The sequence below is a fragment of the Actinoplanes oryzae genome, from assembly GCF_030757795.1.
Classification (GTDB): Bacteria; Actinomycetota; Actinomycetes; order Mycobacteriales; family Micromonosporaceae; genus Actinoplanes.
Window position 1 is genome coordinate 1 of the sequence record NZ_JAUQWH010000030.1, and the last position, 25,508, is coordinate 25,508.

21 protein-coding genes are annotated in these 25,508 nt (G+C 71.0%); 15 read left to right on the plus strand and 6 right to left on the minus strand.

The window, feature by feature from the left end:
• Window positions 1-1,174 (plus strand): SGNH/GDSL hydrolase family protein (locus RBH18_RS12885; protein WP_306207243.1); only part of this gene is annotated, 1,174 nt, incomplete at its 5' end.
• A 90-nt stretch (window positions 1,175-1,264) separates the two neighbouring features.
• Here RBH18_RS12885 and RBH18_RS12890 read toward each other — a convergent pair.
• Entirely contained in the window at window positions 1,265-3,460 is a 2,196-nt protein-coding gene (locus RBH18_RS12890; protein WP_306207245.1) for an MMPL family transporter, read from the minus strand.
• Window positions 3,461-3,600: 140 nt separating this feature from the next.
• On the opposite strand from RBH18_RS12890, the gene RBH18_RS12895 reads away from it, so the two are divergent.
• The 3 genes from RBH18_RS12895 to RBH18_RS12905 all read left to right on the plus strand — a co-directional run bounded on the left by RBH18_RS12895 (window position 3,601) and on the right by RBH18_RS12905 (window position 6,960).
• On the plus strand, window positions 3,601-4,755 hold the full coding sequence (locus tag RBH18_RS12895) for an amidohydrolase family protein (RefSeq protein WP_306207247.1): 1,155 nt from the start codon (window positions 3,601-3,603) through the stop codon (window positions 4,753-4,755).
• A 73-nt stretch (window positions 4,756-4,828) separates the two neighbouring features.
• Window positions 4,829-5,512, plus strand: coding sequence for a response regulator transcription factor (locus tag RBH18_RS12900; protein ID WP_306207249.1), 684 nt, complete (start codon window positions 4,829-4,831; stop codon window positions 5,510-5,512).
• The gene (locus RBH18_RS12905; RefSeq protein WP_306207251.1) at window positions 5,509-6,960 is read left to right on the plus strand and encodes a HAMP domain-containing sensor histidine kinase; all 1,452 of its coding nucleotides are present in this window, start codon (window positions 5,509-5,511) and stop codon (window positions 6,958-6,960) included. The genes RBH18_RS12900 and RBH18_RS12905 overlap by 4 nt, the downstream gene beginning before the upstream one ends.
• On the opposite strand, the gene RBH18_RS12910 is transcribed toward RBH18_RS12905, so the two are convergent.
• The 3 genes from RBH18_RS12910 to RBH18_RS12920 are packed head-to-tail and all read right to left on the minus strand — an operon-like array spanning window position 6,953 to window position 9,687.
• Window positions 6,953-8,110: a hypothetical protein gene (locus tag RBH18_RS12910; protein WP_306207253.1), complete on the minus strand. Its 1,158-nt coding sequence runs from the start codon at window positions 8,108-8,110 to the stop codon at window positions 6,953-6,955. The two genes, RBH18_RS12905 and RBH18_RS12910, sit on opposite strands and share 8 nt — an antisense overlap.
• Before the next feature lie 54 nt (window positions 8,111-8,164).
• Entirely contained in the window at window positions 8,165-8,953 is a 789-nt protein-coding gene (locus RBH18_RS12915) for an ABC transporter permease (protein WP_306207255.1), read from the minus strand.
• Window positions 8,950-9,687: an ABC transporter ATP-binding protein gene (locus RBH18_RS12920; RefSeq protein ID WP_306207257.1), complete on the minus strand. Its 738-nt coding sequence runs from the start codon at window positions 9,685-9,687 to the stop codon at window positions 8,950-8,952. Before RBH18_RS12920 ends, RBH18_RS12915 begins: the two co-directional genes overlap by 4 nt.
• Window positions 9,688-9,763: 76 nt before the next feature.
• On the opposite strand from RBH18_RS12920, the gene RBH18_RS12925 reads away from it, so the two are divergent.
• On the plus strand, window positions 9,764-10,993 hold the full coding sequence (locus RBH18_RS12925; protein WP_306207259.1) for an amidohydrolase family protein: 1,230 nt from the start codon (window positions 9,764-9,766) through the stop codon (window positions 10,991-10,993).
• A 385-nt stretch (window positions 10,994-11,378) separates the two neighbouring features.
• The gene (locus RBH18_RS12930; RefSeq protein WP_306207261.1) at window positions 11,379-12,248 is read left to right on the plus strand and encodes a hypothetical protein; all 870 of its coding nucleotides are present in this window, start codon (window positions 11,379-11,381) and stop codon (window positions 12,246-12,248) included.
• On the opposite strand, the gene RBH18_RS12935 is transcribed toward RBH18_RS12930, so the two are convergent.
• Window positions 12,245-12,529 carry a hypothetical protein gene (locus tag RBH18_RS12935; RefSeq protein WP_306207263.1) on the minus strand — a complete coding sequence of 95 codons (285 nt, stop codon included), beginning with the start codon at window positions 12,527-12,529 and terminating at the stop codon, window positions 12,245-12,247. The two genes, RBH18_RS12930 and RBH18_RS12935, sit on opposite strands and share 4 nt — an antisense overlap.
• 70 nt (window positions 12,530-12,599) lie before the next feature.
• Here RBH18_RS12935 and RBH18_RS12940 point away from each other — a divergent pair, with 70 nt between their 5' ends.
• The 9 genes from RBH18_RS12940 to RBH18_RS12980 all read left to right on the plus strand — a co-directional run bounded on the left by RBH18_RS12940 (window position 12,600) and on the right by RBH18_RS12980 (window position 25,104).
• A complete protein-coding gene (locus tag RBH18_RS12940; protein ID WP_306207265.1) occupies window positions 12,600-14,828 on the plus strand; it encodes a hypothetical protein in 2,229 nt (742 codons plus the stop codon).
• 130 nt (window positions 14,829-14,958) lie between these two features.
• A complete protein-coding gene (locus RBH18_RS12945) occupies window positions 14,959-15,726 on the plus strand; it encodes an SDR family NAD(P)-dependent oxidoreductase (protein ID WP_306207269.1) in 768 nt (255 codons plus the stop codon).
• Window positions 15,723-16,346 (plus strand): TetR/AcrR family transcriptional regulator, encoded by a 624-nt coding sequence (locus RBH18_RS12950; protein WP_306207270.1) that lies wholly within the window; start codon window positions 15,723-15,725, stop codon window positions 16,344-16,346. Before RBH18_RS12945 ends, RBH18_RS12950 begins: the two co-directional genes overlap by 4 nt.
• Entirely contained in the window at window positions 16,336-17,094 is a 759-nt protein-coding gene (locus tag RBH18_RS12955; RefSeq protein ID WP_306207273.1) for a hypothetical protein, read from the plus strand. The genes RBH18_RS12950 and RBH18_RS12955 overlap by 11 nt, the downstream gene beginning before the upstream one ends.
• 4 nt (window positions 17,095-17,098) lie before the next feature.
• Window positions 17,099-18,355, plus strand: a complete 1,257-nt coding sequence (locus RBH18_RS12960; RefSeq protein WP_306207275.1) for an aminotransferase class III-fold pyridoxal phosphate-dependent enzyme — start codon at window positions 17,099-17,101, stop codon at window positions 18,353-18,355.
• 1 nt (window position 18,356) lies between these two features.
• Window positions 18,357-19,499, plus strand: a complete 1,143-nt coding sequence (locus RBH18_RS12965) for an MFS transporter (RefSeq protein ID WP_306207277.1) — start codon at window positions 18,357-18,359, stop codon at window positions 19,497-19,499.
• A 30-nt stretch (window positions 19,500-19,529) separates the two neighbouring features.
• Complete coding sequence (locus RBH18_RS12970) at window positions 19,530-21,536, plus strand: amidohydrolase family protein (protein WP_306207278.1); 2,007 nt, start codon at window positions 19,530-19,532, stop codon at window positions 21,534-21,536.
• Window positions 21,530-22,720 (plus strand): MFS transporter, encoded by a 1,191-nt coding sequence (locus RBH18_RS12975; protein ID WP_306207280.1) that lies wholly within the window; start codon window positions 21,530-21,532, stop codon window positions 22,718-22,720. Before RBH18_RS12970 ends, RBH18_RS12975 begins: the two co-directional genes overlap by 7 nt.
• Complete coding sequence (locus tag RBH18_RS12980; protein ID WP_306207282.1) at window positions 22,717-25,104, plus strand: glycoside hydrolase family 3 protein; 2,388 nt, start codon at window positions 22,717-22,719, stop codon at window positions 25,102-25,104. The genes RBH18_RS12975 and RBH18_RS12980 overlap by 4 nt, the downstream gene beginning before the upstream one ends.
• Here the strand turns inward: RBH18_RS12980 and RBH18_RS12985 are convergent.
• Entirely contained in the window at window positions 25,037-25,495 is a 459-nt protein-coding gene (locus RBH18_RS12985) for a cupin domain-containing protein (protein ID WP_306207284.1), read from the minus strand. The two genes, RBH18_RS12980 and RBH18_RS12985, sit on opposite strands and share 68 nt — an antisense overlap.
• Window positions 25,496-25,508 lie beyond the last annotated feature (13 nt).

Consider the following 25,508-nt stretch of genomic DNA (forward strand, 5'->3'; position numbering starts at 1 on the left):
CGCCATGCGCCTTCGCCACCTTGCTGCCACGCTCGCCACGCTGCTCGTCGTGGGCGGCGCCAATGCGGCTCCGGCCTGGAGTGCGGCCGACGATGCGATCGAGTCCTCGGCGGCGGCCGATGCCGCGCCGGCGGATCTGCTGCAGCGGCTCGACGGTGGGCAGCCCACCACCATCACGCTGCTCGGCGACTCCACCGGGGACGCGGAGGACGAGTGGTTCTCCAGCCTCTCCGTCTGGCTGGCCGGCCGCCATCCCGCATACCGCACCACCTACCAGCTGTGGGACGACCGCGGTCAGGCCTACGGGACCGAGACCGTGCTCGGCGGCGCTGTGGGCGGACCCGCGCTGAAGATCTACAACGGCAGCGTGGCCGGGAAAACGGCCGCATACGCCCTTGATGACGACCATTTCGACGAGCTCACCGGCCACGTCTCCCACCTGTACGTGATCAACTACGGCCACAACGAGCGCGACGCCACCACCTACCCTGACTACGCCGTACTCACCGGCAGGCTGCACGCCAAGCACCCGGCGGCCGGCATCGTCCCGGTGCTCCAGAACCCCGAGAGCACGGCCAACGCCGTCGCGCACGCGGAGCGCATCCAGACCGTCAGAACCCTGGCCGGCGAGAACCGGTGGCCGGTCATCGACGCCTACAACGCGTTCCGCGCCGACCCGCGCCCCCTGTCCGACCTCCTGATCGATGGCGTGCACCCGAAGCCCGCCGGGCACGCCCTCTGGCTGGCCGCCGCCCAGCGCGTGTTCCTGGACCAGTCCGCGCAGGGCGATTGGACCGACTGCCCGACCGGCACCCCGGCCACCGGCGGATACATCTGCCTGTGGGACAACACCAACTACGACGACGGCCGCCTGCAGCGGACGTACGAAACCCTCAGAAGGACGACCACGGACGGCGTCGACGGCTGCTGGAACCTCACCAGCAGCGCGTTCTCCAGCGGCCTCTGGGCTTACGACTCGGCGTCGTCCTGGGCGCTGCGGAAGAACCCCGACAGCAGCATCCGGTACCGGGTGCAGATCTTCGAGTGGATCAACTGCAACACCGAGGGCAACTATCGCACGTACGTCGTCGACCAGGACTTCGCGGCGGCGGACCTCAGGACGATCGGCTGGAACAACACGGCCGCCTCCATCCGGGTCACCATCGCCCCTTGAGTAAGTTCTCCGGGGAGCTGCGGCGCCGGGATCAGGGACAGATCCGGACGGGCACGGGGCCCGTCGCGGATCTGCTCCGTGCGGATGTGCTCACCGTTGCAGCGCGGGCTCCTCGTCGTCGGCCGGCGAGTGCCGCCCGGCCGGCGAGTGCCGCCCGGCCGGCGAGTGCCGCCCGGCCGGCGAGTGCCGCCCGGTCGGTGGCGCCTCCGCCGGGGGCCGGGACAGCCGGCTCGGCCACCAGATCCGCCGGCCGATCAGCAGGGTGAGGGCGGGCACCAGAACCGACCGTACGAGCAGGGCGTCGAGCAGCACACCGAAGGCGACCAGGAACCCGACCTCGACCAGCATCACCAGCGGAAGTGAGACGAGGACCGCGAACGTGGCGGCCAGGACCAGGCCGGCCGACGTGATGACGCCGCCGGTGGCGGAGAGGGCTTTGAGCATGCCGTCTCCGGTGCCGAGACGTACGGTCTCCTCCCGGGCTCGGCTGGCCAGGAAGATGTTGTAGTCGACGCCGAGCGCCACGAGGAACATGAATGCCAGCAGCGGCACCGAATAGTCGATGCCCTTGAACCCGAGGAGGGTCTCGAAGACGAACACGCTGCCGCCGAAGGCCGCGGCGAACGAGACGACCACGGTCGCCATCAGGACCAGCGGGGCAACTATCGCGCGCAGCAGCAGTCCGAGGACGATCAGGACCACGGCGAGCACCAGGGGGATCACCAGCTTCTCGTCGCGGCTGGTGGTGACCTCGGTGTCGAGGTTCTCCGCGCTCGGCCCGCCGACGATCGCCTCCGCCCCGTTGACCGCGTGCACAGCGGTGCGTACCCGCTTGATGGTGTCGTACTCGGCGGGGGTGTCCGGAGCGTCGGCCGGGTACACCGAGATGTCGGTCCAGCCCTGGACGGTCTCACCCGGTTCGGCCCGCGCCACGCCGGGAGTGCGCTTGACGACGTCGAGAATCTGCTTCTGGTACGCCGGCCGCGTGTAGATGGTCATCGGCTGGCCGCCGAGCTCGGGGAAGTTCTGGCGCAGCACGGTGAAGCCGGTGACCGACTCCGGCGGGGACAAGAACTGGTCCTGCTCCCTCAGCGCGCCGGTGTTGCCCGTCAGACCGACGCAGAGCGCGGCGAGGATGCCGAACGAGCCGAGCGTCGCCACCCACCGGCGGCGGCTGATGGCGGTGCCGAGCCGTCCCCACGCCCCAGGCTTCTCCTGTACGGCCATGTTGAACCGCGGGATGGCCGGCCAGAAGATCCGGCGGCCGAGCACCACGAGCACCGCCGGGAACAGGGTCAGCATGGCCACCAGCGCGCACAGGATGCCGGCGGCGCCGATCGGGCCGAGCCCGCTGATGCTGTTCAGGTCCGCGGCGAGCAGGCAGAGCAGGCCCGCGACCACGGTGGCCGCGGACGCGATGATGGCCGGCGCGGCGCCGCGCAGCGCGTGGATCATCGCGACCCGTACGTTCTGGTGGTGGTGCAGTGTCTCGCGATAACGGGCGATGAGCAGCAGCGCGTAGTCAGTGCCGACGCCGAACACCAGGATCGTCAGCAGTGCCGAGTTCTGGTTGTCGACCACGATGCCGAAGCCCTTGACGAGCAGGTAGACGGTCGCCATCGAGGTCAGCGCGGCCACGCCCACGACGATTAGCGGGACGAACCACAACACCGGGCTGCGGTACGTGAGGACGAGCAGGATCGTGACGACGATGACGGTGGTGAGGAAGACCTGCAGGTCGATGCCGTCGAAGACGGCGTCCAGGTCGCCGTCGATCGCGGCCGGGCCGGTCACCTCGAGGTCCAGGCCGGCGGGCCGGTCCTTCGTGGCGTCACGCAACGGGCCGACGAGCTCCTCCGGCGGGCCGTAGGTCGTGCTCAGGTCGAGGGTGAACATGATCGCCTTGCCGTTGGTGGACGGCCTGATCGAGGGGCCGTCGTCGTCCTCCTCGCCGGACATCACCGTCTTCGGTGGGTACCGCCCGGCCAGGGTGTCGTAGTGGCGTTCGACCGTGGCGCGGTCGGCGCTGGTCAAGCCGCCGGCGCGGTGGTACACGAAGACGAACGTGTTGTCCTCCGCGCCGGGAAGGCTCTCCTCCAGCGCCGCCACCTTGGTGGACTCGGCGCTGGCGGGCAGGGCGTCCACGGCCTTGTCGGTGGTGACCGAGCTCAACTTTCCGCTCAACGGCACCATGACCGCCGCCAGGGCCACCCACAAGCCGATCACCAACCACGGCACCCACCGCCCGGGCGGCGCTTCCTTGGTCGGCACTGCGTTGACTGTCATCGATCCTCCTGAGGATTGCTGTCCGAGGCCGACTTCGTACCGAGTGAATCTGAGACGATCATTAATGCTCGTCTCAGATTCGCTCGGTAGGAAGTTGGCGTCAGATCAGCGAGACCTGAAGAGGGACTGAGATGAAGCCCATGGGACGCCGCAGCTTTCTGGCTGCCGCCACGGCACTCGGCATCGGCGCCGGCGTGTCCTCGCACGCCATTGCCTCGGCGGCGAGCGACAACAAGAAGACTCCGGAACAGGCTCCGGACCGCGACGCGGACAAGACTGCGGAAATCTACGAGAGAGACCGGGACCTGCCCTTCATCGGCGCGGAGGAGACGTTCTCGACCCCCGCGTTGCTGAAGCTGAACTCCATCAACGAGGACCACATCGCGTACCTCGAGGAAATCGGTCTTGCGGATCTGGGCCGGCGCCGCATCGACGATATGGACACGGGGGGACTCGACGTTCAGATCCTGTCCGCCCATACGCCGTCCGTCCAGAATGTTCCGGGGCGAAGGGGCATCGACCTCGCCCGTCGTCTCAACCGGCAACTCGTGGACGGGCCGATCGCCGAGTATCCGGGCCGCTTCAAGGCTTTCGCCACGTTGCCCCTGCAGAGCCCGGAGGCGGCGGCGGATGAACTGGAGCGCTCGGTTCGGGACGATGGCTTCCTGGGCGCACTGACCAACGGGCACATCACGAAGAAGTATCTCGATCATCCCGATTTCGAGCCTGTGCTGGCGCGTGCCGTTGCGCTCGACGTGCCGATCTACCTGCACCCCGGCTATCCGGCCGACGAGATCTTCAAGATTCTCTACAGCACCACCCGGTCGCAATACACCGAAGAGTTCCAGCCCTACATCTTCAGTGGGTCCGGATACGGCTGGCACCAGGAGGTGCTGACCCAGTGCATTCGGATGATCACGTACGGGGTCTTCGATCGATTCCCCACACTGAAGATCATCATCGGCCACATGGGCGAAGGTCTTCCGTTCTACTACGAGCGGATCGTCAATGACATGGGCGAGCCGACCGAGAACTCGCTCAAGAAGCCCTTCGGGCAGTACTTCCAGGACAACTTCTGGGTCACGACCAGCGCATTCCCGCAGACCGAGCTGCTCGATCTCCTGCTGAAGCGCATCAGCGTGGACCGGGTGATGTTCGCAACCGACTACCCGTTCGCGGACATCAAGGCGCAGACCGACTGGTTCCGCGGAGTCGACCTGCCGCGCGAGGACAAGGAGAAGATCGCGTTCCGAAATGCCGAGAAACTGTTCAGAACGAAGGTGCCCGTGAAGTGAGGCGTCTCGCATGTTGATCGGGGAGGATGAGCGTCAAAGGCGTCGATCGGAGGGGCGGGGCGGAGTGCGGATCATGATCGCGGATGACGAGGCGGCCATCCGTGACTCGCTGGAGCGGGTGCTCCAGGTCGAGGGGTATGACACCAGTACGGTGGCCAACGGTCTCGCTGTCCTCGACGGGATCGAGGGCACGCGGGGCGACACCTTGGATCTGTTGATCCTGGACGTGATGATGCCCCGGCTCGGCGGGTTGGAGACCTGCCGGCGGTTGCGGGCGGCGGGCCGGGATCTGCCGGTGCTGATGCTGACCGCCCGGGATCAGGTGTCCGACCGGGTCGCGGGCCTGGACGCGGGCGCCGACGACTATCTGCCCAAGCCGTTCGCCACCGAGGAGTTGCTCGCCCGGGTGCGGGCCCTGCTGCGCCGGCGCACGCCGGCCGGCGAGGAGTCGCCGATCCTGTCGTACGCCGACGTGCGGATCGATCCCGACAGGTTCGAGGCGTGGCGGGGTGCGCGGCCGCTGCGCCTGACCCGGACCGAGTTCTCCCTCCTGCAGGTCCTGCTGCGCAACGCGACCCGGGTCTTGAGCCGCGACGCGCTGTTCGAGGCGATCTGGGGCTTCGACATGAGCACCACCGCCAACAACCTTCAGGTGTACGTGAGCTATCTGCGCCGCAAGTTGGAGGCCGAGGGTGAGCCGCGCTTGATCTACACGTTGCGCGGCCTGGGATACACATTGCGGGAGACTCCTCCGTGAGCGGGCGCGACCGCCGGGAGCCGCGCCGGTTGACCCGGTGGTGGCGCGGGCGGTCCCTGCGGACCCGGATGACGGTGATCGCGGCGACCGCCATCGCGGTCAGCGTGTTCGTGTCCTTCCAGGTGGCCAGCGAGCTGATGGACCGCAAGCTGCTGGAAACCGCCGAGGATCAGCTGCACGCCGACTCCCGCGTCCTGGCGACCAACGCGGAGCGCGCCGGTCTGGCGCAGGTTCAGCTGCCGCCGTACCCGGGATCCGGCCGGCTGGTGCGGGTCATCCTGCCCGACGGCTCGACCCGGACACCGGCCGGCCAGCCCGGGCTGCCCCCGGTCAGCGCGCAAGCCGGGCGCGTCGCGGCGGGCGCGTCGACCGACCTGCTGGAGTCGACCGACTGGAACGACGGCTACCGCGTCTACACCCTGCGGGCGGGCGACGGCGCGGTCCAGGTGGCCGACCTCGCCGACGACAGCCCGATCAACCAGTTCGGGTTTGGCATGCTGCTGATCGGGCTGCTCTGCGTGGCCGGCGGCGCCCTGGTCGGGCGGACCGTGGCGCGGACCGCGCTGGCACCGATCGACCGGCTGACCGCCGCCGCGGTGCATGTCGCGGACACCCGGGATCTCGACGCCGACATCCCGGACGAGGGCGGCGGGGAGATCCGGCAGCTGATCCAGTCGATCAACAACATGCTCGCCGCGCTGCGGGACTCCCGGCAGGCTCAGCGGCTGCTCGCCGAGGACGCCTCCCACGAACTCAAGACCCCGCTCACCAGCCTGCGCCTCAACGTCGAGCTGCTGATCCGGCTCGACCGGCGCGGCACCCTGGACACCGCGCTGCCGGCGGAGAGCCGGACCCGGCTGCTCCACGATGTCGGCGCCCAGGTGGCCGAGTTGAGCACCCTGGCCGCCGAGCTGACCGAGGTGGCACGCGGTGACGTGAGCGACGAGAGCACCGAGCTGATCGACCTCGCCGACGTGGTGGTGGCCGCCGCGGCCCGAGCGCGTTCGCGCATGCCCGACACAGAGGTCGCGCTCGACGTGAGCTCGGTGTGGGTGAGCGGGCGTCCCGCCGCGCTGCAGCGGGCTGTGCTCAACCTCATCGACAACGCGGGCAAGTGGTCTCCCGCGGACCAGCCGGTCCAGGTCCGGCTCCGTGCCGCCGGCGGGTCGGCGGTGCTCGAGGTCGACGACGCCGGGCCGGGCATCGACGCCGCCGACGCGCCGCGGGTGTTCGACCGGTTCTACCGTGCCGACAGCGCCCGGGCGTTGCCGGGATCCGGTCTCGGGCTGTCCATCGTGCAGCGGGTTGTCGAGGCCCACGGCGGCCGGGTCACCGTCGCCCGCTCCACTCGCGGTGGCGCTCTGCTTCTGATCGGCCTGCCGGCCGCGAGCCTGCCGTCCCGTTCGCCGTCGAACCGTGAGACCGATGTCCGCCTCGGTGCTACTTGAGGCCGATGGAGGTGTCGATGAACTCGTTGGTGTAGAGATCGTCGACTTTCAGGCCGGCGGCGGCGGGGGAGCCCAGTCTGGTGTAGATCGGCTGGGCCGTGCCGAGGAACTTCGCCATCCGGCCGGGGTCGAAGTCGCCGATGGTGCTGTTGGTGCCGTTGCTGACGAGCTTGGTCTCGATCATGGTCTTGCGGGCGTAGTCGGCGACGCCGGGGCTGTACGTCCATCCGGTGTTGTACTCGGTGACGAGCTTCTGGATGAGATTGTCGGCCGCCGCCGGGTTGGCGAAATAGTCGGCCTGAGACTTCTGCAGCACCGGGGTGAGGGCCTTCAGGCAGGGGGAGAGCTTGTCGAAGTCCGCCGTCCGGACCGCCATCGCCGACGGGTAGGGATTCCAGCCGGTCTCGGAGATCAGGGCGTACTTCACGGGCTTGCCCCACGCCTTGACCTCGTGCTCGTAGATGTACGGCTCGGAGGAGGCGTACCCCTGTTGGACGTCCTTGCCGCGGGCGGCGACGAAGTTGGCCGGCGTGCCGTCGTAGCCGGCGTCCTGGCTCTTCTTGGAGACCAGGCCGGCATCGAGGAGATAGTCCTGGTAGGCCGCGCCCGCCAGGTAGCGCCACACGCCGCCCGACTTGTCGAGGGCACCCTTGAGGTCGGCGACCCGGTTGACTTCGGGGTACGTGGCGGGGTCCCACATCACCATGGCCGGGCTCTGGTCGAGCGGGGCGAAGAACGCCCTGGTCGGTGTCGTGGCCGAATTGGCGATCTGGTCGTCGGTCGTGATGTAGCCCAGCGTGATCGACGTGTCGGTGTACAGCTGCGCGCCCACGCCGGTGTAGCCGATGGCCGGGCCGCCGGCGCGGACCTCGAGCCTCACCCCGGTCGACCGGCCGCCGAGATACAGCGTTCCGGAGACCGACTTCTTGCCCGCGTCGACGACCGCGTCGTCGCCGAGCATCTGGTAGGTGTAGCCGTGCTCCGACTCGGGGTTCCAGTCGGTCTGGACGACGATGGTGGCCGGACAGCCGGCGGCCTTGAGGTCGACAGCGCCGGCGCTCGCGGCGGGGGCCGGTGCATCCGACCCGGAGGAATCCGTGCAGCCGGTGACAAGGGGTGCCGAGACGACGAGGGCGCCTAGTGAGGCCATCAGCCTCCGGTGTGCGTTCATGAGCGGATCCCACTTTCGCAACGGGAAGGTTTGTCAGGTCGCGGGTTGGTACCAACGGCCGACGGCGAGCTTGGACAGGAGACCGAAGAACCCGAACATCGTGACCCCGAGGAGCGCCGCCACGAAGATCGCGGCGAAGAGGGCGGTGTAGTCGAGCAGGCGGGCGTAGGTCTGCAGCAGAGAGCCGAGGCCCGGGGTGCCGCGCTGGAAGAAGAAGTCGCCGACGATCGCGCCGACAACCGAAAGCCCGGCCGAGGTACGCAGGCCGACGAAGATCGACGGGAGGGCCGCCGGAAACATCAATTTCATCAGTACGGTGCCACGGCGTACGCGTTGCAGCCGGAAGAGCTCGTGGAGGGACTTCTCCACCGACTCCAGCCCGAAGAGGGTGTTCGCGACCATCGGGAAGAGCGAGATCAGCACGCAGACGACCACGCGAGCCCGGAACTCGTAGCCGAACCAGACGCCGATCAGCGGGACGATGGCGAGGATCGGTATGCATTGGAGGATCACGGCGTACGGATATGTCGAGCGTTTGGCCCAGGCCGTCGAGGCCATGGCGATCGCCCAGGTAATGCCGATGACCGCGGCGATCGCGATCCCGGTGAGCGCGACTTCGGTCGAGTGCCAAGCCCCCCGCAGGATCTGGGTACGGGTCGGGGAATCGAGGAACCCGTCCGTGATCACTTGTCCGGGCGTCGGGACGAGAAAGTCTCGGGCCGGTCCGAGCAGCGCGTGGACGGCGTACCAGAGGCCGATGATGACGGCGAGGACGAGCAACGGCGGAATGGCGTTCAGCGCGGCCGAGCGTACTCGAATCATCGGTGGCCTTCCCGCAGGGCGTGCGACACCTCGCCGACCAGTTCGGCGTACTCGCCGGTGTAGCGGATCTCGGGGTCTCGCGGCATCGGGAACGGTACGTCGAACGACCTCACGAGCGTTCCCGGTTGACCGGACATCACGACGACCTTTGTCGACAGGTAGACCGCCTCGGGGACCGAGTGGGTGATGAACATGCCGGCGAACCGCTCGGCCACGAAGATGCGGATCAGCTCGTCGTTGAGGCGTTCCCGCGTGATGTCGTCGAGGGAGCCGAACGGCTCGTCGAAAAGGAACAGTTCCGGGTCGAGGGTGAGGGAGCGGGCCAGCGAGGTACGCATTTTCATGCCACCCGAGAGCTGCCGGGGCAGGTGCTTCTCGAACCCTTGGAGTCCGACGAGCTCGATGGCGGCGGCTGCCTTCGCGCGCCTGCCGGCGGCGCCGATCCCGTTGAGCTCGGCCAGGAGTTCGACGTTGCGCCGGACGTCGCGCCACGGCAGCAGGGTGGCGTCCTGGAACACGTAGCCGATGCGATCGGTCCTGGTCGTCACCGTGCCGCCGCTCGCCGTCTCCAGTCCGGAGGCGATCCGCAGCAGCGTCGATTTGCCGCAGCCCGAAGGCCCGACGACGGTGACGAACTCGCCGCGGCTCACGGTGATGTTTACTTTGGACAGGGCGACGGTGCCGTCGGGGAAGCGCATCTCGACATCCCGGAGGTCGATCAGAGTCCCGGCCACGGACGCTCACTCTCGCTCGCCGGCTGAGTGACGCTAAGAGAATATCGTCTCGCGCCTATGTCGAAAGGTGGCCTCGATGCCACTTCCTCGAACTGTAGAAGTGCTCCGGCACGCGACCCTTCCCGGCGGCCGCCCGGTCGACGTGGTGGTCGACGGGGCCCTGGTCGGCTCCGTCGTCGACGCCGGCACCGCGCCCGCCCGCCTCGACGGGCTCGACCTGACCGGCTTCGTCCTGCTCACCGCGCCCGCGGAGCCGCACGCCCACCTCGACAAGGCGGGCAGCTGGGACGCCATCCGGCCACCGGTGGGCGACCTCACACGGGCCATCGAGTCCTGGGTCAGGTTCGCCGCGACGACGACCCGGGCGGAGATCGCGGACCGGGCCCGCGCCCAGCTCACCCGGCACCTGCGCAACGGCACGACCGCCGTCCGCTCCCATGTCGACCTGCTGCTCGACGGCGACCCCCTGCGCGCCGTCCGGGCGCTCGTGGAGGTACGCGCGGAGTTCGCCGGGCTCATGGACGTGCAACTCGTCGCGCTCGCGAGCGAGTTCGTCGACGACGCGGTCTACCGCGATGCGATCGCGCTCGGGGTGGACCTGATCGGCGGTGCACCGCACCTGGCGGCCGATCCGGCCGGGCAGCTCGGCCGCCAGATCGCCCTGGCGGCCGAGCTGGGCGTCGGCATCGACCTGCACACCGACGAATCCCTGCACGGCCCGGTCACGATCCTCGACTTCGCGCACGCCGTCGCCGGCTGGACCGTGCCCGTCACCGCCGGGCACTGCGTCCGGCTCGGCACGATGCCGCCGGCCGAACTCGCCACGGTGCTCGATGCGGTCGCGGCCGGCCCGATGGGCCTGGTCACCCTGCCCATCACCAACCTCTACCTCCAGGGCTGGGCGGATCTGGTGGCCACCCCGCGGGGCCTCACCGCGCTCCGCGCGATCCTCGAGGCGGGCATACCGCTGGGGGCGGGCGCCGACAACGTCCGCGACCCGTTCAACCCGGTGGGGCGCAGCGATGCGCTGGAGACCGCCTCACTTCTCGTCACCGCCGGCCACCTCACCCTCGACGAGGCCCTGCACCTGATCACCGACGGCGCCCGCCGGGTGATGGGCATGACCGCCGCCGGTGCCCAGCCCGGCGCACAGGCCGACTTCCTCGCCGTCCGTGGAACCGGCGCCGGCGAGATCGTCGCCGAGGCGGGCCCCGACCGCTTCGTCATCCACCGCGGGCGCCTGGTCTCCGCCTCGCGCGTCCACCACGACACCGCCCTCCCGCTCATCGCTCACGAGCCCGCCTGACACTCCCGCAGGTCGATCCCGCCCGGGTCGCCGCGCTCGCCGGTGAACTATCAGGGTGAGGTCCCAGCCGTCGAGGACGTCGCCGAAGCCCTCGGGAGGCACGGCTGCTCGAACGCGGTGGGGCCGCCGTTCGTGAGGATTGACCGACGATCCAGCGGGACCGGCGAGGAGCGTGATGGCCTCGGGTCGGCCGACGCGGCGCGGCGGGATCAGATCGGTGTACCGGTCGAGCCGCATCGGGGGCGCTGGTGTTGATCGAAGCGGCGCCGCGCTCGAAGTCGGATCCCTACGTCGGACATCCGGCACGTGAGACGTCACCAGTCGTTGACAGTCTTCGATATGGTCGGGCTTTCGGGCGGATCGCCCGCGCGCGAGGGGGCTGAGCATGACCGGACCGATCGATTCATCCGGCCTGGGCCGCACGCTGGCCGATGTGGTGGCCGCGCTCGGTCGTGCTCAGGCATCCTCCACTGGCCCTCAAGAGCAAGAGTCGCCTGATGGTACGGGCGAGGCCGCCGATGGGCGGATCCAGGTACGGGCGGTCCTGCCCGGGCGGATCGAGAGCCTCGAGTTGGATCCCTCGCTGCGGCGGCTGAGCCTCGAGGAGGTGTCGCAGGAGATCAAGGTGGCCGTCAACGCCGCGCTGGCTGACCTCCAGAGCCGAGCCGTGGCCGCCGCCGGTCCAACAGACCTCGGGGCACTCACCGACCAGCTCAAAGACATCCAGTTCGACGCCGAGCGCCAGTTCACCAAGCCTCCGGCGGCTTCACGCATGGCTGGCCGATTGCCTAGGACATCCGGGGGGCCCACGGTGAGTGTTGTCAGCTTGGCGATCGATCCCACGTACGGCGTGCCCGTGTACCAGGTCGAGGACCAGCGGTACGACCTGCTGGGCGAGTGGCTGACCACTGACCTCGGCCGGTTCTTCCTGGTTGTCCTGGATGCGCTGGCCATGGCCGACGAGGTGGCGCGGGGCGAGCCGCCGTTCGACGAATGGAGCAGTGAGAACTATGCGGTGTCGTTCACGCCGTCGGCGCTGCTGATCACCAACTTGTGGGTGCCGGGCGCCGAGGGAGAGTTTCCGTCCGACGTCGCCCGGTCGGCGATCGAGGACTACTGGCGCTTTCTCCTCGCCCAGCCGGAACGTCCCGGCGTCCGGGAGTACCGCCCCGATCTCCCGGAATGGCAAGCCAACCTGCTGCGATGGGAAGAGAAGCGGGGCCGCCAACATCCTTACCGGGGAAGGTTCTTCTAGGCGTCTTCGATGCGGTCCGCTTTGACGTACGTCAGGAAGGCGGCGGGGAGTTCGGCGAATGCGTCGTAGGCGAGCTGCCGGGAATGTGGGGTCTCCGCGGCCAGTAAGCCCACGATTGCTGCCCAGGAGAGGGAGACGACGAAGCCGTGCATGCGGTCGTCTCTGAGGACTGGCAGCCGGCTGGTGGCGCTCAGCGCTTCCGCGGCGGCCTTGTCCGTCGCGGCGCGGGCGGCCAGTTCGAAGACGGCCTTGGCCCGGTGGACATGGCGTTGCTCGATCATGGTTCGCAGGGCGCCCTGGGCGGGGTGAAGTGCAAGATCAGGTGGGTGACAGGCTGGGTAGAATTCCTATGTGGATCGTCTCTGGGGCCTGCTTGCCGAAGCTCAGCACATCGAGGATCCGGCGGTCCGCGAGGAGTTGCTCAAGGAGCTTGTCCGGCAGTGCGACCCGGAGGCCGTACCGGAGATCGCCTCTGCCGCCTTTCTCGAACTCACCGCCATGTACGTCCATGCCGGCCGCTGGACCGAGGGTTTCGCGACCTTCGGCACTGCCCTCGCCCTGTACGACGCGCAGCCCGCTCGATTCGCCGAGGAGCACCGGGACCACCTGCTTTTCTGGTACGGGCACATGGTCGACGACATGATCGATTTTCCGGATGTGCCCCTGGAGCGGCTCGAGAGTGTCATAGCCGATCTGGAGCAGCGGCGGGGATGGCCCGGGGTTTCCCAGGCTCGGCGCCGGCTTGCTCAGACGGTCGGGGACTGGCCGGCCGAGGAGGCCGCCTTCCGGCGCTGGCTCGATGCGGGCGGTGCCGACGAGCCCGACGCGGCCACCGAGGCGTGGCGGGTCGAGCGTCTCGTGCTGCGGGGTGACCCCGTGTCGCTGGCCGGCGCGTTCGAGTTGACCGATCCCGTGCTCGCCGGCAAGCCCGCCTCTCGCGATGCCATCGGGGCGATGCTCAGCCACGTGTTGCTGCCGCTGGTTGCCGTCGGGCGCCACGGTGACGCGGTGGATGCGTACCGCTGGGTCATGGTCGCGATGGCGAGCGGCGTCCATCGGTACGAGACCTACGCGCTTCGCATCGAGTTTTGCGCGCTGACCGGGAACGCCGACGAGGCGTTCAAGCTGCTCGGCGTGCTTGATGGATTTGAGCGGTTCGAGCGGCCGGCGGGCAAGATGCATCTTGCCACCGCGGTGGCCGTGCTGGCTGCCGCCTGTCTGCGTACCGGCCGGGGCAAGTATGTGGTGGGTCAGGGGGACGGCGAGGGCACCCCGGTGTGGATGCTGCATGACCGGATGCGCGCGATCGCCCTTGATCTGGCCGCGCAGTTCGACAAGCGCAACGGCACCACGGCGTGCGGTGACCGGGTGCGGGCGCGACTCGACCGGGAACCGCTGATCGAGTTTCTTCCGCTCCGGCCCGGTGCGGTTGCCGGCGCTGTGCATCCTCCCGCGGGGATGAGCGATGCGGACCTGCTCGAACGGGTGCGATGGCATCAGGCGCGTGACGAGTTTGCGCAGGCCCGCGCCTGCCTGGAGGCCGTACGCGAGCCGGCCGGGCCGCTCGGTGGGCACGCGGCCGAGATGCGGGCCCGGTTGCACGCGGCGAGCGACACCCGGGAGACGATGCACTGGGCGATCGCCCGGCACCGGGAGAGGGGCGAGACGACCATCGCGCTGCTCGCCGAGTGCTGGCTCGGCCTGCGCCCCGACGAACCGGACGGTCACGCGCTGACCGCCCGTGCGGCCGGGTCTCTGCGCGCCGGCGACGACGACGAGGCGGCCGGCTGGGCCGATCTCTGGTACGCCTACTCCCTGGTCCACCAGGGCCGTTTCGCCGAAGCGGTGGCGGCCGTCCAGCGCGGGGCCAGGCGCTCGCGGGGCCATGCACTCGTCGAGGGCGTGCTCACCCGGATCGAGGCGGCCTGGCACAACCAGCTCGGCAGCGATCCCGCGGTGACCAAACGACTCGCCGCCCGGGCGATCGAGCTGTTCCTCGAGGTGGGAGCGGGCATCCGGGCGATCGACGCCGTGGACGACCTCGCGACCGCCCACGCCCGGGCCGGCACCGATCCCGAGTTTTTCGGCCTCGTCGACGACCTGCTGCGGCGCGACCTGCCGGCCGAGTTGCGCGGCCACCTGCGCCACCTGCGGGGCGGGTACCTCATCGACCACGGCCGGGCCGCCGAGGCCGTCGACGATCTGTACGACGCCCACGGCCAGCTCTTCGCCCGGGTCAAGGAGCACCGCGAGGCGGCCCTGCAGCTGATGCGGGCCTGCGCCGCGGCGGGCCGGCACCGCGAGGCGCTGGAGGCCGGGCTGCTCGCGACCAGACCGGCCGCGGAGAGCGACCGTGAACCGGCCCGCACGAACCTGCTGCGCTTCACCATGGCCGAGTCCTACCTGTGGATCGGCTGGCTGGAGGCGGCGCTGCCCGAGTACGAGTCACTGGTCGCCGCCCTGCGCCGCCTCGGCGAGACCAGAACCCCGATGTACGACTCCGCGCTGACGACCCTGGAGAACCTCCGGGTGGCGGTGGCCGAGGACAGGCAGCGCGGCCACCGGGAGGGAAAGGGGTGATCGGCGAAGGGCGCAGTCCCCGCCGGCTCCGGCCTGTTTCCGCGGCGTAAATCCTCGTCGCGGGCTCTGGTGGAGATCAAGGGCAGCCTCGATATTGAGTTGGTCACTTGTACAACTCGGTGAGGGTGCCATGATTCTCGTTACCGGGGCGAGCTCCGGGCTGGGCGCCGGATTCGCCCGCCGCTTCGCCGCGCGGGGGCAGGACGTCGTCCTCGTGGCGCGCCGCAAGGATCGGCTGGCCGCGCTCGCCGCCGATCTGGAGCGCGAGCACGGCGTGACGGCCGAGGTTGTCGTCAGCGATCTGGCGCGGCCCTGGGCGCCCGCCGAGCTGGCCGCCGAGCTGGGTGACCGGGGCCTGGTGGTGACCGGGCTGGTCAACAGTGCGGGCTTCGGGACGGCCGGGCCGTTCGGCACGGAGGATCCCTCCCGGGTGGCCGACGAGATCCAGGTCAACGTGGCCGCCCTGACCGTGCTGACGCGACTGCTGCTGCCGCAGGTGGTGGCGGCGCGCGGGGTGCTCGTCAACGTGTCCAGCAACGCCTCGCACCAGCCGATCCCCGGCATCGCCGTCTATGCCGCGACCAAGGCGTACGTCACGTCGCTGACCGAGTCGATCTGGCAGGAGACCCGGGGCACCGGGGTCAAGGTGCTGGCCCTGTGCCCCGGGCCCACCGCCACGGAGTTCTTCGCCGCGGCCGGGTCGGAGACGTTCAAGGTGGGGCCGGTGGCCACGGCGGACGAGGTGCTCGATGCGGCGTTCGCGGTGCTCGACCGCCGGGATCCGGGGCCGGTGCTCACCGTCGGGGCGCGTAACCGGCTGCAGGGCTGGGTGGCCCGCGTCGCGCCGCGGCGGATGCGGCTGGCCGTGGCCGCCGGGATCATGGGCGGCGCGCGGTGATCCGCCGCATGCCGCCGGAGGAGCGCCGGGCCGAGCTGGTCGCCGCCGCCGTGCGGGTCATCGCGCGCGGCGGGGTGGCCAGGGCGACCACCCGGGCGATCGTCGCCGAGGCGGGCATGCCGCTGGGCGCCTTCCACTACATCTTCGGCAGCCATGACGAGCTGATGCGGGCGGTCATCGAGACCGTCACCGAGTACGAACGCTTCGCCATCGAGGCCGGCTCGGTCGACGCCACCTCGCTGGAGGCGGCGCTGCGCGGCGGTTTCGACGTCTACATCGACCTGCTGGCCGCGGAACCCGAGCGGGAGCTGGCCCTGCTGGAGCTGGGCCTGTTCGCCCGGCGGCAGGACCCGGACGGGCAGATGCGCCGGCAGTGGGAGACCTATCACGAGATGGCGGCCCACCTGCTCGCGTACGCCGCCCGCCTGACCGGCACCCGCTGGACCGCGCCGCTGCCCGACCTCGCCCGGATCCTCACGACGTTCGTGGACGGCATCACCGTCGGCTGGCTCGCCGACCAGGACACCGCGGCCGCCCGCCGGACCGCCGCCTTCGCCGCCACGGCGCTCGCCGCCCACGCGCAACCCCTCGCCAGTACGGAGAACCGCCTTGCTCACTGAGACCGACGACCGCATCCTCGCCGCCGTCAACCTGCACGCGGTCTTCGGCGCCCTGCCCCGCCTGGCCGAGCTGGTCCCCGAGGCCCGCGAGCTGCTCGCCGGGCTGGCCAAGCCGGTCACGCTCACCTTCAAGGTCGCCGGCGGCGACTCGGCCGTGCTGGTCTTCCGCCGCGACGGCATCACGACCGGCGGCCCGCGGCAGGGCACCCGCGCGGCCTTGCGCTTCCGCTCGCCGGCGCACCTCAACGCGGTCGTCGCCGGCAAGGCCCAGCCGTTCCCGCTCGCCGGCCCGGCCGGTCTGCGCTTCCTGACCAGGGTGTTCACCCCGCTGACCGACCTGCTCGGCCGGCAGCTGCGCCCCGAGGGCGACGAGCCGGGCGACGTCAGCCGGCTGCTGCTGCTCGACGTGGCCACCAGCGCCCTGGTGGTGATCGCCAACGAGGACCGCTCCGGGCGGTTCAGCGCCGGGCAGATGGCCGACGGGGACCTCGACATCGCCGTCGGCGACCGGCTGCGCTACCGGCTGCGGGTCGCGGACCACCGGCTGGCGCGGATCCCGGCCACGGACTCGCCCGCGCGGGCGGTCTTCGGCTTCGCCGATCTGCGGACGGCCGGCGACGTCCTGGCCGGCCGCGAGAGCGCGCTGGCCTGCGCCGGCGACGGCCGGATCACGATGAGCGGCTACATCCCGCTGGTGGACAACACCAGCCGCATCCTCGACCGCGTCGGCCACTACCTCGGGAAATGAGCAGATGACCCCGTACGACTTCCGCAAGAGCCTGGCGGCGTTCCGGCGCGCCCAGCAGGTCATCCCGGCGGGCATCCCCGGTCACCTCGGCCCGACCGAGGGACTGCACCTGCCGTACGACAAGTTCCCGAAGTTCTCCGCCCGCGCCGAGGGCACCCGGTTCTGGGACCTCGACGGCAACGAGTTCATCGACTACATGTGCGGCTACGGCCCGAACGTGCTGGGCTACCGGGATCCCGACGTCGAGGCGGCCGCGGCGGCGCAGGCGAAGCTCGAGGACGTGGTGAGCCTGCCGTCGACGGTCATGGTGGACTTCGCCGAGCTGCTCGTGGACCAGGTGGCCAGCGCCGACTGGGCGTTCTTCGCCAAGAACGGCGGCGACGCCACCACCCTGGCGATCATGACCGCGCGGGCCGCCACGCTGCGCAAGAAGGTCGTCTTCGTGAAGGGCTTCTACCACGGCGTTTCGCCCTGGACGCAGAAACTCGACTATCCGGGTGTGCTGGAGGAGGAGGTCGCGAACAATCTCTACGTGCCGTGGAACGACCTCGACGCCCTGCGGACGATGTTCGCCGAGCATCGGGGGCAGATCGCGGCGCTGATCTCCACGCCCTACCTGCACGGCAACTTCGTCGACAACCAGCTTCCGGCCGAGGGCTACTGGCAGGCCGTGCGCGCGCTGTGCGACGAGCACGGGGTCGTGCTGATCGTCGACGACGTGCGCACCGGCTTCCGGCTCGACCTGGCCGGCAGCGACCACCACTTCGGCTTCGAGGCCGACCTGATCTGCTTCTGCAAGGCCATCGCCAACGGCTACAACGTGTCCGCGCTGCTCGGCAAGGACTCGCTGCGCGAGGCGGTCAGCAGCATCACGTACACCGGAAGCTATTGGATGAGCGCGGTGCCCTTCGCCGCCGGCATCGCGACCCAGCGCAAGCTCGCCGAGATCGGAGCGCCGGCGCTGTTCGAACGGCTCGGCAGCGCGCTGACCGACGGGCTGGGCAAGGCCGCCGCCGAGCACGGCTTCACGCTCGTCGCCTCGGGCGCGCCGGCGCTGTTCTACCTGCGGGTCGCGGATCCGGCCGATTCGCTGCGGCTGCACCAGGAGTGGGTCGCCGAGTGCGTGCAGCGCGGCGTCTACCTCACGTCGCACCACAACCACTTCGTCAACGCCGCGCTCACCCCGGCCGACATCGACCGTACGGTCGAGGTGGCGCACGAGGCGTTCGGCGTCCTCCGCGCACGCCACCCCGAGGCCTGACATGACGACGCAGCGGCGTGCCACCCGTTCCACCGCCGTCGTGACGGTGGCCCTGGCCTATGCCCTCCAGGGGCTCGGCTATGCGGTGATCGTCACGGCGCTGCCGTCCTTCAAGGACCGGACGGGCATCGGCGACACGACCGTCTCGGCGGTGCTGCTGGGCGTGTGCGTCACGGCCGCGCTGGGGTCGCTGCTGGCAGACCTGGTCGCCGTACGCCGCAGCAGCCGGCACGGCGTCCTGCTGGGCTTCGCGGTGCAGGCCGTCGCGCTGGTGGTGGTCGCCTTCGCGCCCGGGCTGGCGCTGTTCGTCGCGGCGGTCCTCGCGTACGGGCTGGGCCTGGGCGTGGTCGACGCGGCGTCCAACATGCAGGGCGTCCTGGTCCAGCGGGGGCTCGAGACGCCGCTGCTCGGGCGCTTCTACGCCGCCTACACGACAGCGACGATCGCCGGCGCGCTGGCCATGTCGGGGGCCATCGCGACCGGCGGAGGCGCCACGGTCGCGCTGCTGCTGGCGGCGGGGGCGCAGCTGGTGCTGGTCGCCCTGGCCGGGGCGCGGCTCGACCCGTCGCGGGCAGCGCACGCCGCGCACGACGAGCCCGCGGACCGTACGCCGCTGAACAGGCGGGCGATCGTGGTGGTCGGCCTGGTCGTGCTGGCGGCGTTCACGGTCGACTCCGCGGTCAGCTCGTGGAGCACCGTGCACCTCGACGGGCTGGGCGCGGCGGCGGCGCTGGCCCCGCTCGGCTATGTCGCGTACCAGGGCGGGGTGTTGCTGGCCCGCCTCGCCACCGACCGTCTGGTGCGGCGCTCGGGCCCGGCCACGGTCATGAGCGCCGCGCTGGTCGCGGGGGTCCTGGGCGGCCTGGTGGTCGCCTTCGTCCCCGGGCCGGGCGCGGCGATCGCCGGTTTCACCCTCAGCGGTCTCGCGGTCGGTGCCCTCGTGCCGATCGCGTTCGGCCTGGCCGGGCGGATCGAGCCCGGGCGCAGCGACGAAGTGGTCGCGCGGGTCAACCTGTTCAACTACGCGGGCGCCGTACTCGGCGCGGTGGGGGTCGGTCTCGTCATCGGCACGCCCCTCGCCTTCCTGCTCCCGGTCGTCCTCCTGGCGACAGCGATCCCCGCACTCCGCACTGTCCGAAGGTAACCGCTCGTCACTCCACATTGGAGATGCGACATGCGAGTCCTGGCAGCCCTCCTCCCCCTCACCCTCCTGCTGACCCCCCTCCCCGCCGCGGCCGCCGCCGCCGAGACCCCCGCGACCGACCTCGACGGCAGGTGCTTCACCCTGCGCGTCACCACGACCGGCACGACCGCCGGCGACGCCAACTACATCGAGAAGGCCAGCGTCGGCTACGGCACCCGGGGCACCGCGGCCACCGCCGAGCCGATCGCGTTCGAGGCCACGCAACTCGGCCGCTACCGCCTCTACGACCGCTCGGGCGGCATCCTCTACAAGAGCGTCAGCGGTCACGTCTGGACCGGCGCCTCCTATGGCGCCGAAGCCGACTGGACCATCGCGCGCGGCGACGCCGGCTACCGCATCCGCGCCACAGCCACTGGCGAGCTCGTCGGCAGCGTCTCGGGGCAGTTCCGTACCTCCGACGCGTCGTTCGCGCTCGTGCCCGCCACGGGCTGCTTCCTCCCGTACGAGGCCTCGACCGCCCTGCTCACCACGGCGACCGAGCCGCCGGTCACCGGTGCCGGCGCCCTCAACGGCCTGATCGACGCCCACGCCCACCCGCTGTCCAGCGCGGCCTTCGGCGGCAAGCTGTTCTGCGGTCAGCCCTTCGCGGAGGGCGGCATCGAGGTGGCCCTGGCCGGCTGTCCCTCGCACGCGGCCGGGGCGGGCGCCCTGTTCGAGGCGATCATCGGGGGCACCGACCCGCTCGGCGGCGACGACGGCTGGCCCACCTTCACCGACTGGCCGACCCCGACGTCCCTGCTGCACCAGCAGGCCTACTACACCGGCATCCAGCGCGCGTGGCAGGGCGGCATGCGGGTCTACAACGCGCTGCTGGTCGCCAACCGGGTCATCTGCGAGCTCTACCCCGAGCGGGTCACCAGCTGCGACGAGATGGAACAGCTCCGGGCCCAGGCGGACCTGCTGTACGAGATGCAGGACTACATCGACGCGCAGAGCGGCGGTCCCGGCCGGGGCTGGTTCCGCATCGCCACCACCCCGCAACAGGTCCGCTCGATCGCCGCGACCGGCAAGCTGGCCGTCACCATCGGCGTCGAGGCGTCGGAGACCTTCGGCTGCCGCGAGACCGCGACCGCGCAGTGCACCCGGGCAGCGATCGACGCCGGGCTCGACGAGCTGCAGGCGATCGGGGTCAGCGGGCTCTACCCGGTGCACAAGTTCGACAACGCGTTCGGCGGCACCCGCTTCGACGCCGGGCTCACCGGCGCCGCCCTCAACATCGGCAACCAGCTCAGCGCCGGGCACTGGTGGCAGGCGACGAGCTGCCCCACCGGGCCGTCCGACAACGAGCAGCCCATCACCAGCGACCTGATCGCCGGGCTGCTCTCGCTCAGCGGGCTGCCGGCCGGCACGGTGCTGCCCGTCTACCCGACCGGCCCGATCTGCAACACGCGCGGCCTGACGAGCCTCGGCTCGTACCTGATCGGCGAGCTGATGGAACGCGGCATGATCATCCACATCGACCACATGGGCGTGAAGACCGCGCAGGCGGTGCTCGACCTGGCCGAGCAGGCGGACTACGACGGGGTCGTGTCCGTGCACACCTGGTCGGACCGGGCGATCACCGCGCGGATCGCGCAGCTCGGCGGGTTCGTGACCGGGTATGCGTACACGCCGGAGGAGTTCCTCGCCGAGTGGCGCGCGAACCGGCAGGCGGCCGGGACGGGCGTGCTGACCTCCTACGGCTACGGCTCCGACGTCAACGGCCTCGGCAACCAGCCCGCCGCCCGCGCCGACGCCGCCACCGACCCGCTGCCCTACCCGTTCACCGCGCTGAGCGGCGCGACCTTCGGCAAGCAGGTCTTCGGGCAGCGCACCTGGGACGTCAACACCGACGGCGTCGCCCAGTACGGCCTCTACGCCGACTGGACGGCCGACGTCCTGCGCGAGGCCGGCGCCGACCGCACCGAGCTGCGGCGGGAGCTGATGACCGGCGCCGAGGCGTACGTCCGCATGTGGGAGAAGTCGATCGCGTGGTAGCTCCGGCCCTCGACGCACCCGGCCGCCCGTGGGTCGCCACCCTCGTCACGGCCACGGCCGGGGTGGCGATCGGCTGGTTCGGGCCGATCCAGATCCTGCTCCCCGCCCAGGCCCAGGCCCTGGGCGGGGACGGCAAGGAGACGCTGCTCGCGCTCGTCACCGGGACGGGTGCGGCGGCCTCCATGGTCGCCAACCCGCTCTGGGGCGCCTGGTCGGACCGGCTGCGCGCCCGGTCCGGCAGCCGGATGCCCGTGCTGGTCACGGGTCTGGCGGTCGGGGTGGCGGGCCTGCTCGTGCTCGCCGCCGCGTCCGCGCCGGCGGTCATGGTGCTGGGCTGGGTGCTGACGCAGGTGGGGCTCAACGGGCCGTTCGCCGTGCTGGCCGCGCTCATCGCCGACCGGGTGCCGGAGCAGCAGCGCGGGCGGGTCGGCTCGTGGTTCGGCGTCGCGCAGCTGATCGGCACGATCGCGGGGACGGCCCTGGCGGTGGCGCTGGGGGAGGGCGCGCTGGGCTATGTGGCGGTGGCGGTCGCGGTGCCGCTGCTCGTGCTGCCGGTCCTGCGCGCCCGGCCCGGCGTTGTCCCCGGGGAACCGGCGGCGGTGCGGTTGCGGTCGGTGCGCTTCGACCGTACGTTCGCCGCCGCCTTCCTGCTGCGCTTCCTGCTCAATCTCGTGTGCGCGCTGGGGCTGCTCTACCTGTACTACTACCTGTCCGATCGGGCGCACGTCGCGGATCCGGGCACGTGGGTGCTGGCCCTGACCGTGGCCTACGTGCTGGTGGCGGGGCTGATCGCCGCCCTGGGCGGGGCGTTGTCCGACCGGTTGGGCCGGCGGCGCGTGGTCGCGGGGGCGGCAGCCGCCGTGCTCGCGATCGGGTCGCTGCTGATGGCGTACGCGGGAAGCATGCCTTTGATCGTGCTCGCCGTGGTGATCCTGGGCGCCGGCTATGGGCTGTTCCTCGCGGTGGACGTGGCCGTCGTCACGGACGCCCTGCCCGACCCGGCGACGCGGGCGACCCTGCTCGGCGTGGCCAACATCGGCAGCACCCTGCCGCAGGTGCTCGCCCCGGTCCTGGCCGCGCCCGTGGTGACCCATCCCGGCGGCTATCCGCTGCTCTACCTGGCGACCGCCGGGATCGCGCTGCTCGCCTTGCCCGTGCTGCCTTTGCTGGGCCGGATCCGATGATCGCCGACCTGACGCTGCTGGAGAAGGCGGCCCTGCTCAGCGGCGCCGACGTGTGGCAGACGCGGGCCGTGCCCCGGCTGGGAATTCCGGCGATCTGGCTCTCCGACGGCCCGCACGGGGTGCGCAAACAGCCGGGCGACGCCGACCACCTGGGCATCGGCGAGAGCGAGCAGGCGGTGTGCTTCCCGCCCGCGGCGACCGTGGCGAACAGCTGGGACGAGGAGCTTGCCGAACAGCTGGGCGCGGCGCTGGGCCGGGAGGCGTCGGCGCGCGGGGTGCACGTGCTGCTCGGGCCGGGCCTCAACATCAAGCGCAGCCCGCTCGGCGGCCGCAACTTCGAGTACCTGTCGGAGGATCCGGAGCTGGCCGGGCGGCTCGCGGCGGCCTATGTGCGCGGGATCCAGTCGGAGGGGGTCGCGGCGACGCCGAAGCACTTCGCGGCGAACAGCCAGGAGCTGCGCCGGCTGGTGTCGGACTCGGTGGTGGACGAGCGCACGCTGCGGGAGCTGTATCTGACCGGCTTCGAGATTGTGGTGCGCGAGGCGCGGCCGTGGGCGCTGATGTCGGCGTACAACCTCGTCAACGGCGTGCACGCGCACCAGAACCACCACCTGCTGACCGAGATCCTGCGGGCGGAGTGGGGTTTCGACGGGGTGGTGATGTCCGACTGGGGCGGAACCGAGGACCCGGTGGCCGCGGCCGCGGCGGGGGGCACGCTGGAGATGCCCTCTCCCGGATTTGATTCCGTACGGGCGATCGTGCGCGCCGTCGAGTCGGGCGCGCTGTCCCTCGCCGATCTGGACGCGCGCGTGGAGGAGCTGCTGCGCCTGGTCGAGCGGGTCACCCAACGCCGCTCACCCGCCGTTGCCGGCGCGGACGCACACCACGCTCTGGCCCGGCGGGCTGCTGCCGCGGGTGCCGTGCTGTTGCGGAACGAGGGTGGTGTCCTGCCGCTGCGCCCGGGTGTCCGGGTCGCGTTGCGCGGACCGTTCGCCGCGTCGCCGCGCTATCAGGGTGCCGGGTCGTCGATCGTCACGCCCACCCGGCTGACCACGCTGGCGTCGCTGGTCGCGCCGGAGCCGGACCCCGAGGTGATCCTCCTCGCGCTCGGGGTGCCGGACACCGACGAGTCCGAGGGCTTCGACCGGCCGCATCTGCGCCTGCCCGCCGAGCAGGTCGCGCTGGTGCACGAGGCGGCGGCCACCGGACTGCCCGTCGTGGTGGTGCTCTCCGGTGGCGGGCCGGTCGAGATGCCGTGGCTCGGGCTGACCGCCGCGGTGGTGCACGGGTATCTGGGCGGGCAGGCCGGCGCGGAGGGGATCTGGGACGTGCTCACCGGGGCGGTGAACCCGGGCGGGCGGCTGGCGGAGACACTGCCGGTGGCGCTCGCGGACGATCCCACGTCCGGGCGGTTCCCGTCGGATGGGCGTACGGCGGAATACCGGGAGGGGCTTCACGTGCGGTACCGGTACCACGCGAGTGCGGGTGTGGCGCCGGCTTTCCCGTTCGGGTTCGGGTTGAGCTATACGCGGTTCTCGTACGGTGAGTTCTCTGTGGACGAGGCGGGCGCCCGCCTGACCGTGACCAACACCGGATCGGTGGCCGGATCGGACGTGGCGCAGCTGTATGTCCGGCGCGTGTCCCCGGGCGTGGTGTACCGGCCTGCCCTCTCCCTGCAGGGGTTCCGGAAGGTGTTCCTGGCCGCGGGCGAGAGCCGGACGGTCACGATGCCGTTCGGGGAGCGCACGTTCCGCTTCTTCGACGTCCGGACCGGGACGTGGGAGGTCGAACAGGGCGACTACGAGATCCTCGCCGGGCCGAACAGCGGCGACCTGCCCCTGCGCGCGGTGCTCACCGTGGCCGGGACCGTGCCGGCCGGGACGCCGGATCCGGCGCTCGACTGCTACGCGCGGGCCGCCGTCCGTGACGTTCCCGACGCTGCCTTCGCGGCCTTGCTGGGCTCCCCGCTGCCGGACCCCGGCTGGCGGGTGCCGCCGTACGGTCCCGACACGCCCGTCGACCAGCTCGCGCACTCCCGCAGCCCGCTGACCCGCGGGCTGTTCCGGATCCTCGCCCGCCGCGCGCGGACCCGCCCCGGCCTGGAGACGCTGTTCGCCTACTACGCACCGCTGCGCATCCTGCACCAGATGACCTCGCTCACCCGCGCTTTCACCGACGCGGTGGTCACCGTCGCGGACGGCCACAGTGCGCGAGGTCTCGCCCGCGCGGTGGCCGCCTGGCTCTCGGGCCGCCGGGCCGAGCGGCGGACCGCGGCGGCCTTCGCGCGAGCGTCCTCGCCGGCGCCGGTGGCGGCCCTCAGGCGTACTCGTCGGAGATCTCGGTGGCGTACCTCCGCCAGAGCGGGTTCATCGTCTCGGCGTTGACCGGCTGCCCCGAGTCGATCATGGCCTTGAAGTCGCGGAAATACTGGATGTACAAGTCCGGCGTGAACGTGTTCAGCATGACCGCCGGCTCCTCGCCCAGGTTCGCGAACGTGTGCGGTGCCCCGGTCGGCACGATGACCCAGGTGCCCGGCCCGGCATCGTGGTGGTCCTCGCCGACCGTGAACCGGAGGGTGCCCGACAGCACGTAGAAGCCCTCGTCGTGCTGGGCGTGCCGGTGCTGCAACGGGCTCGGGAAACCCGGCGGGATGGTGATCTCGGCGAACCCCAGGCGGTGGCCGGTGTGCTCGCCGTTCTCCAGGATCCGGATCTGCGCCGGCCCACTGGCGAGGGTTTCCCCTTCACCGGGGCGGACGACGGACACCTTCGCCATGACATCTCTCCCT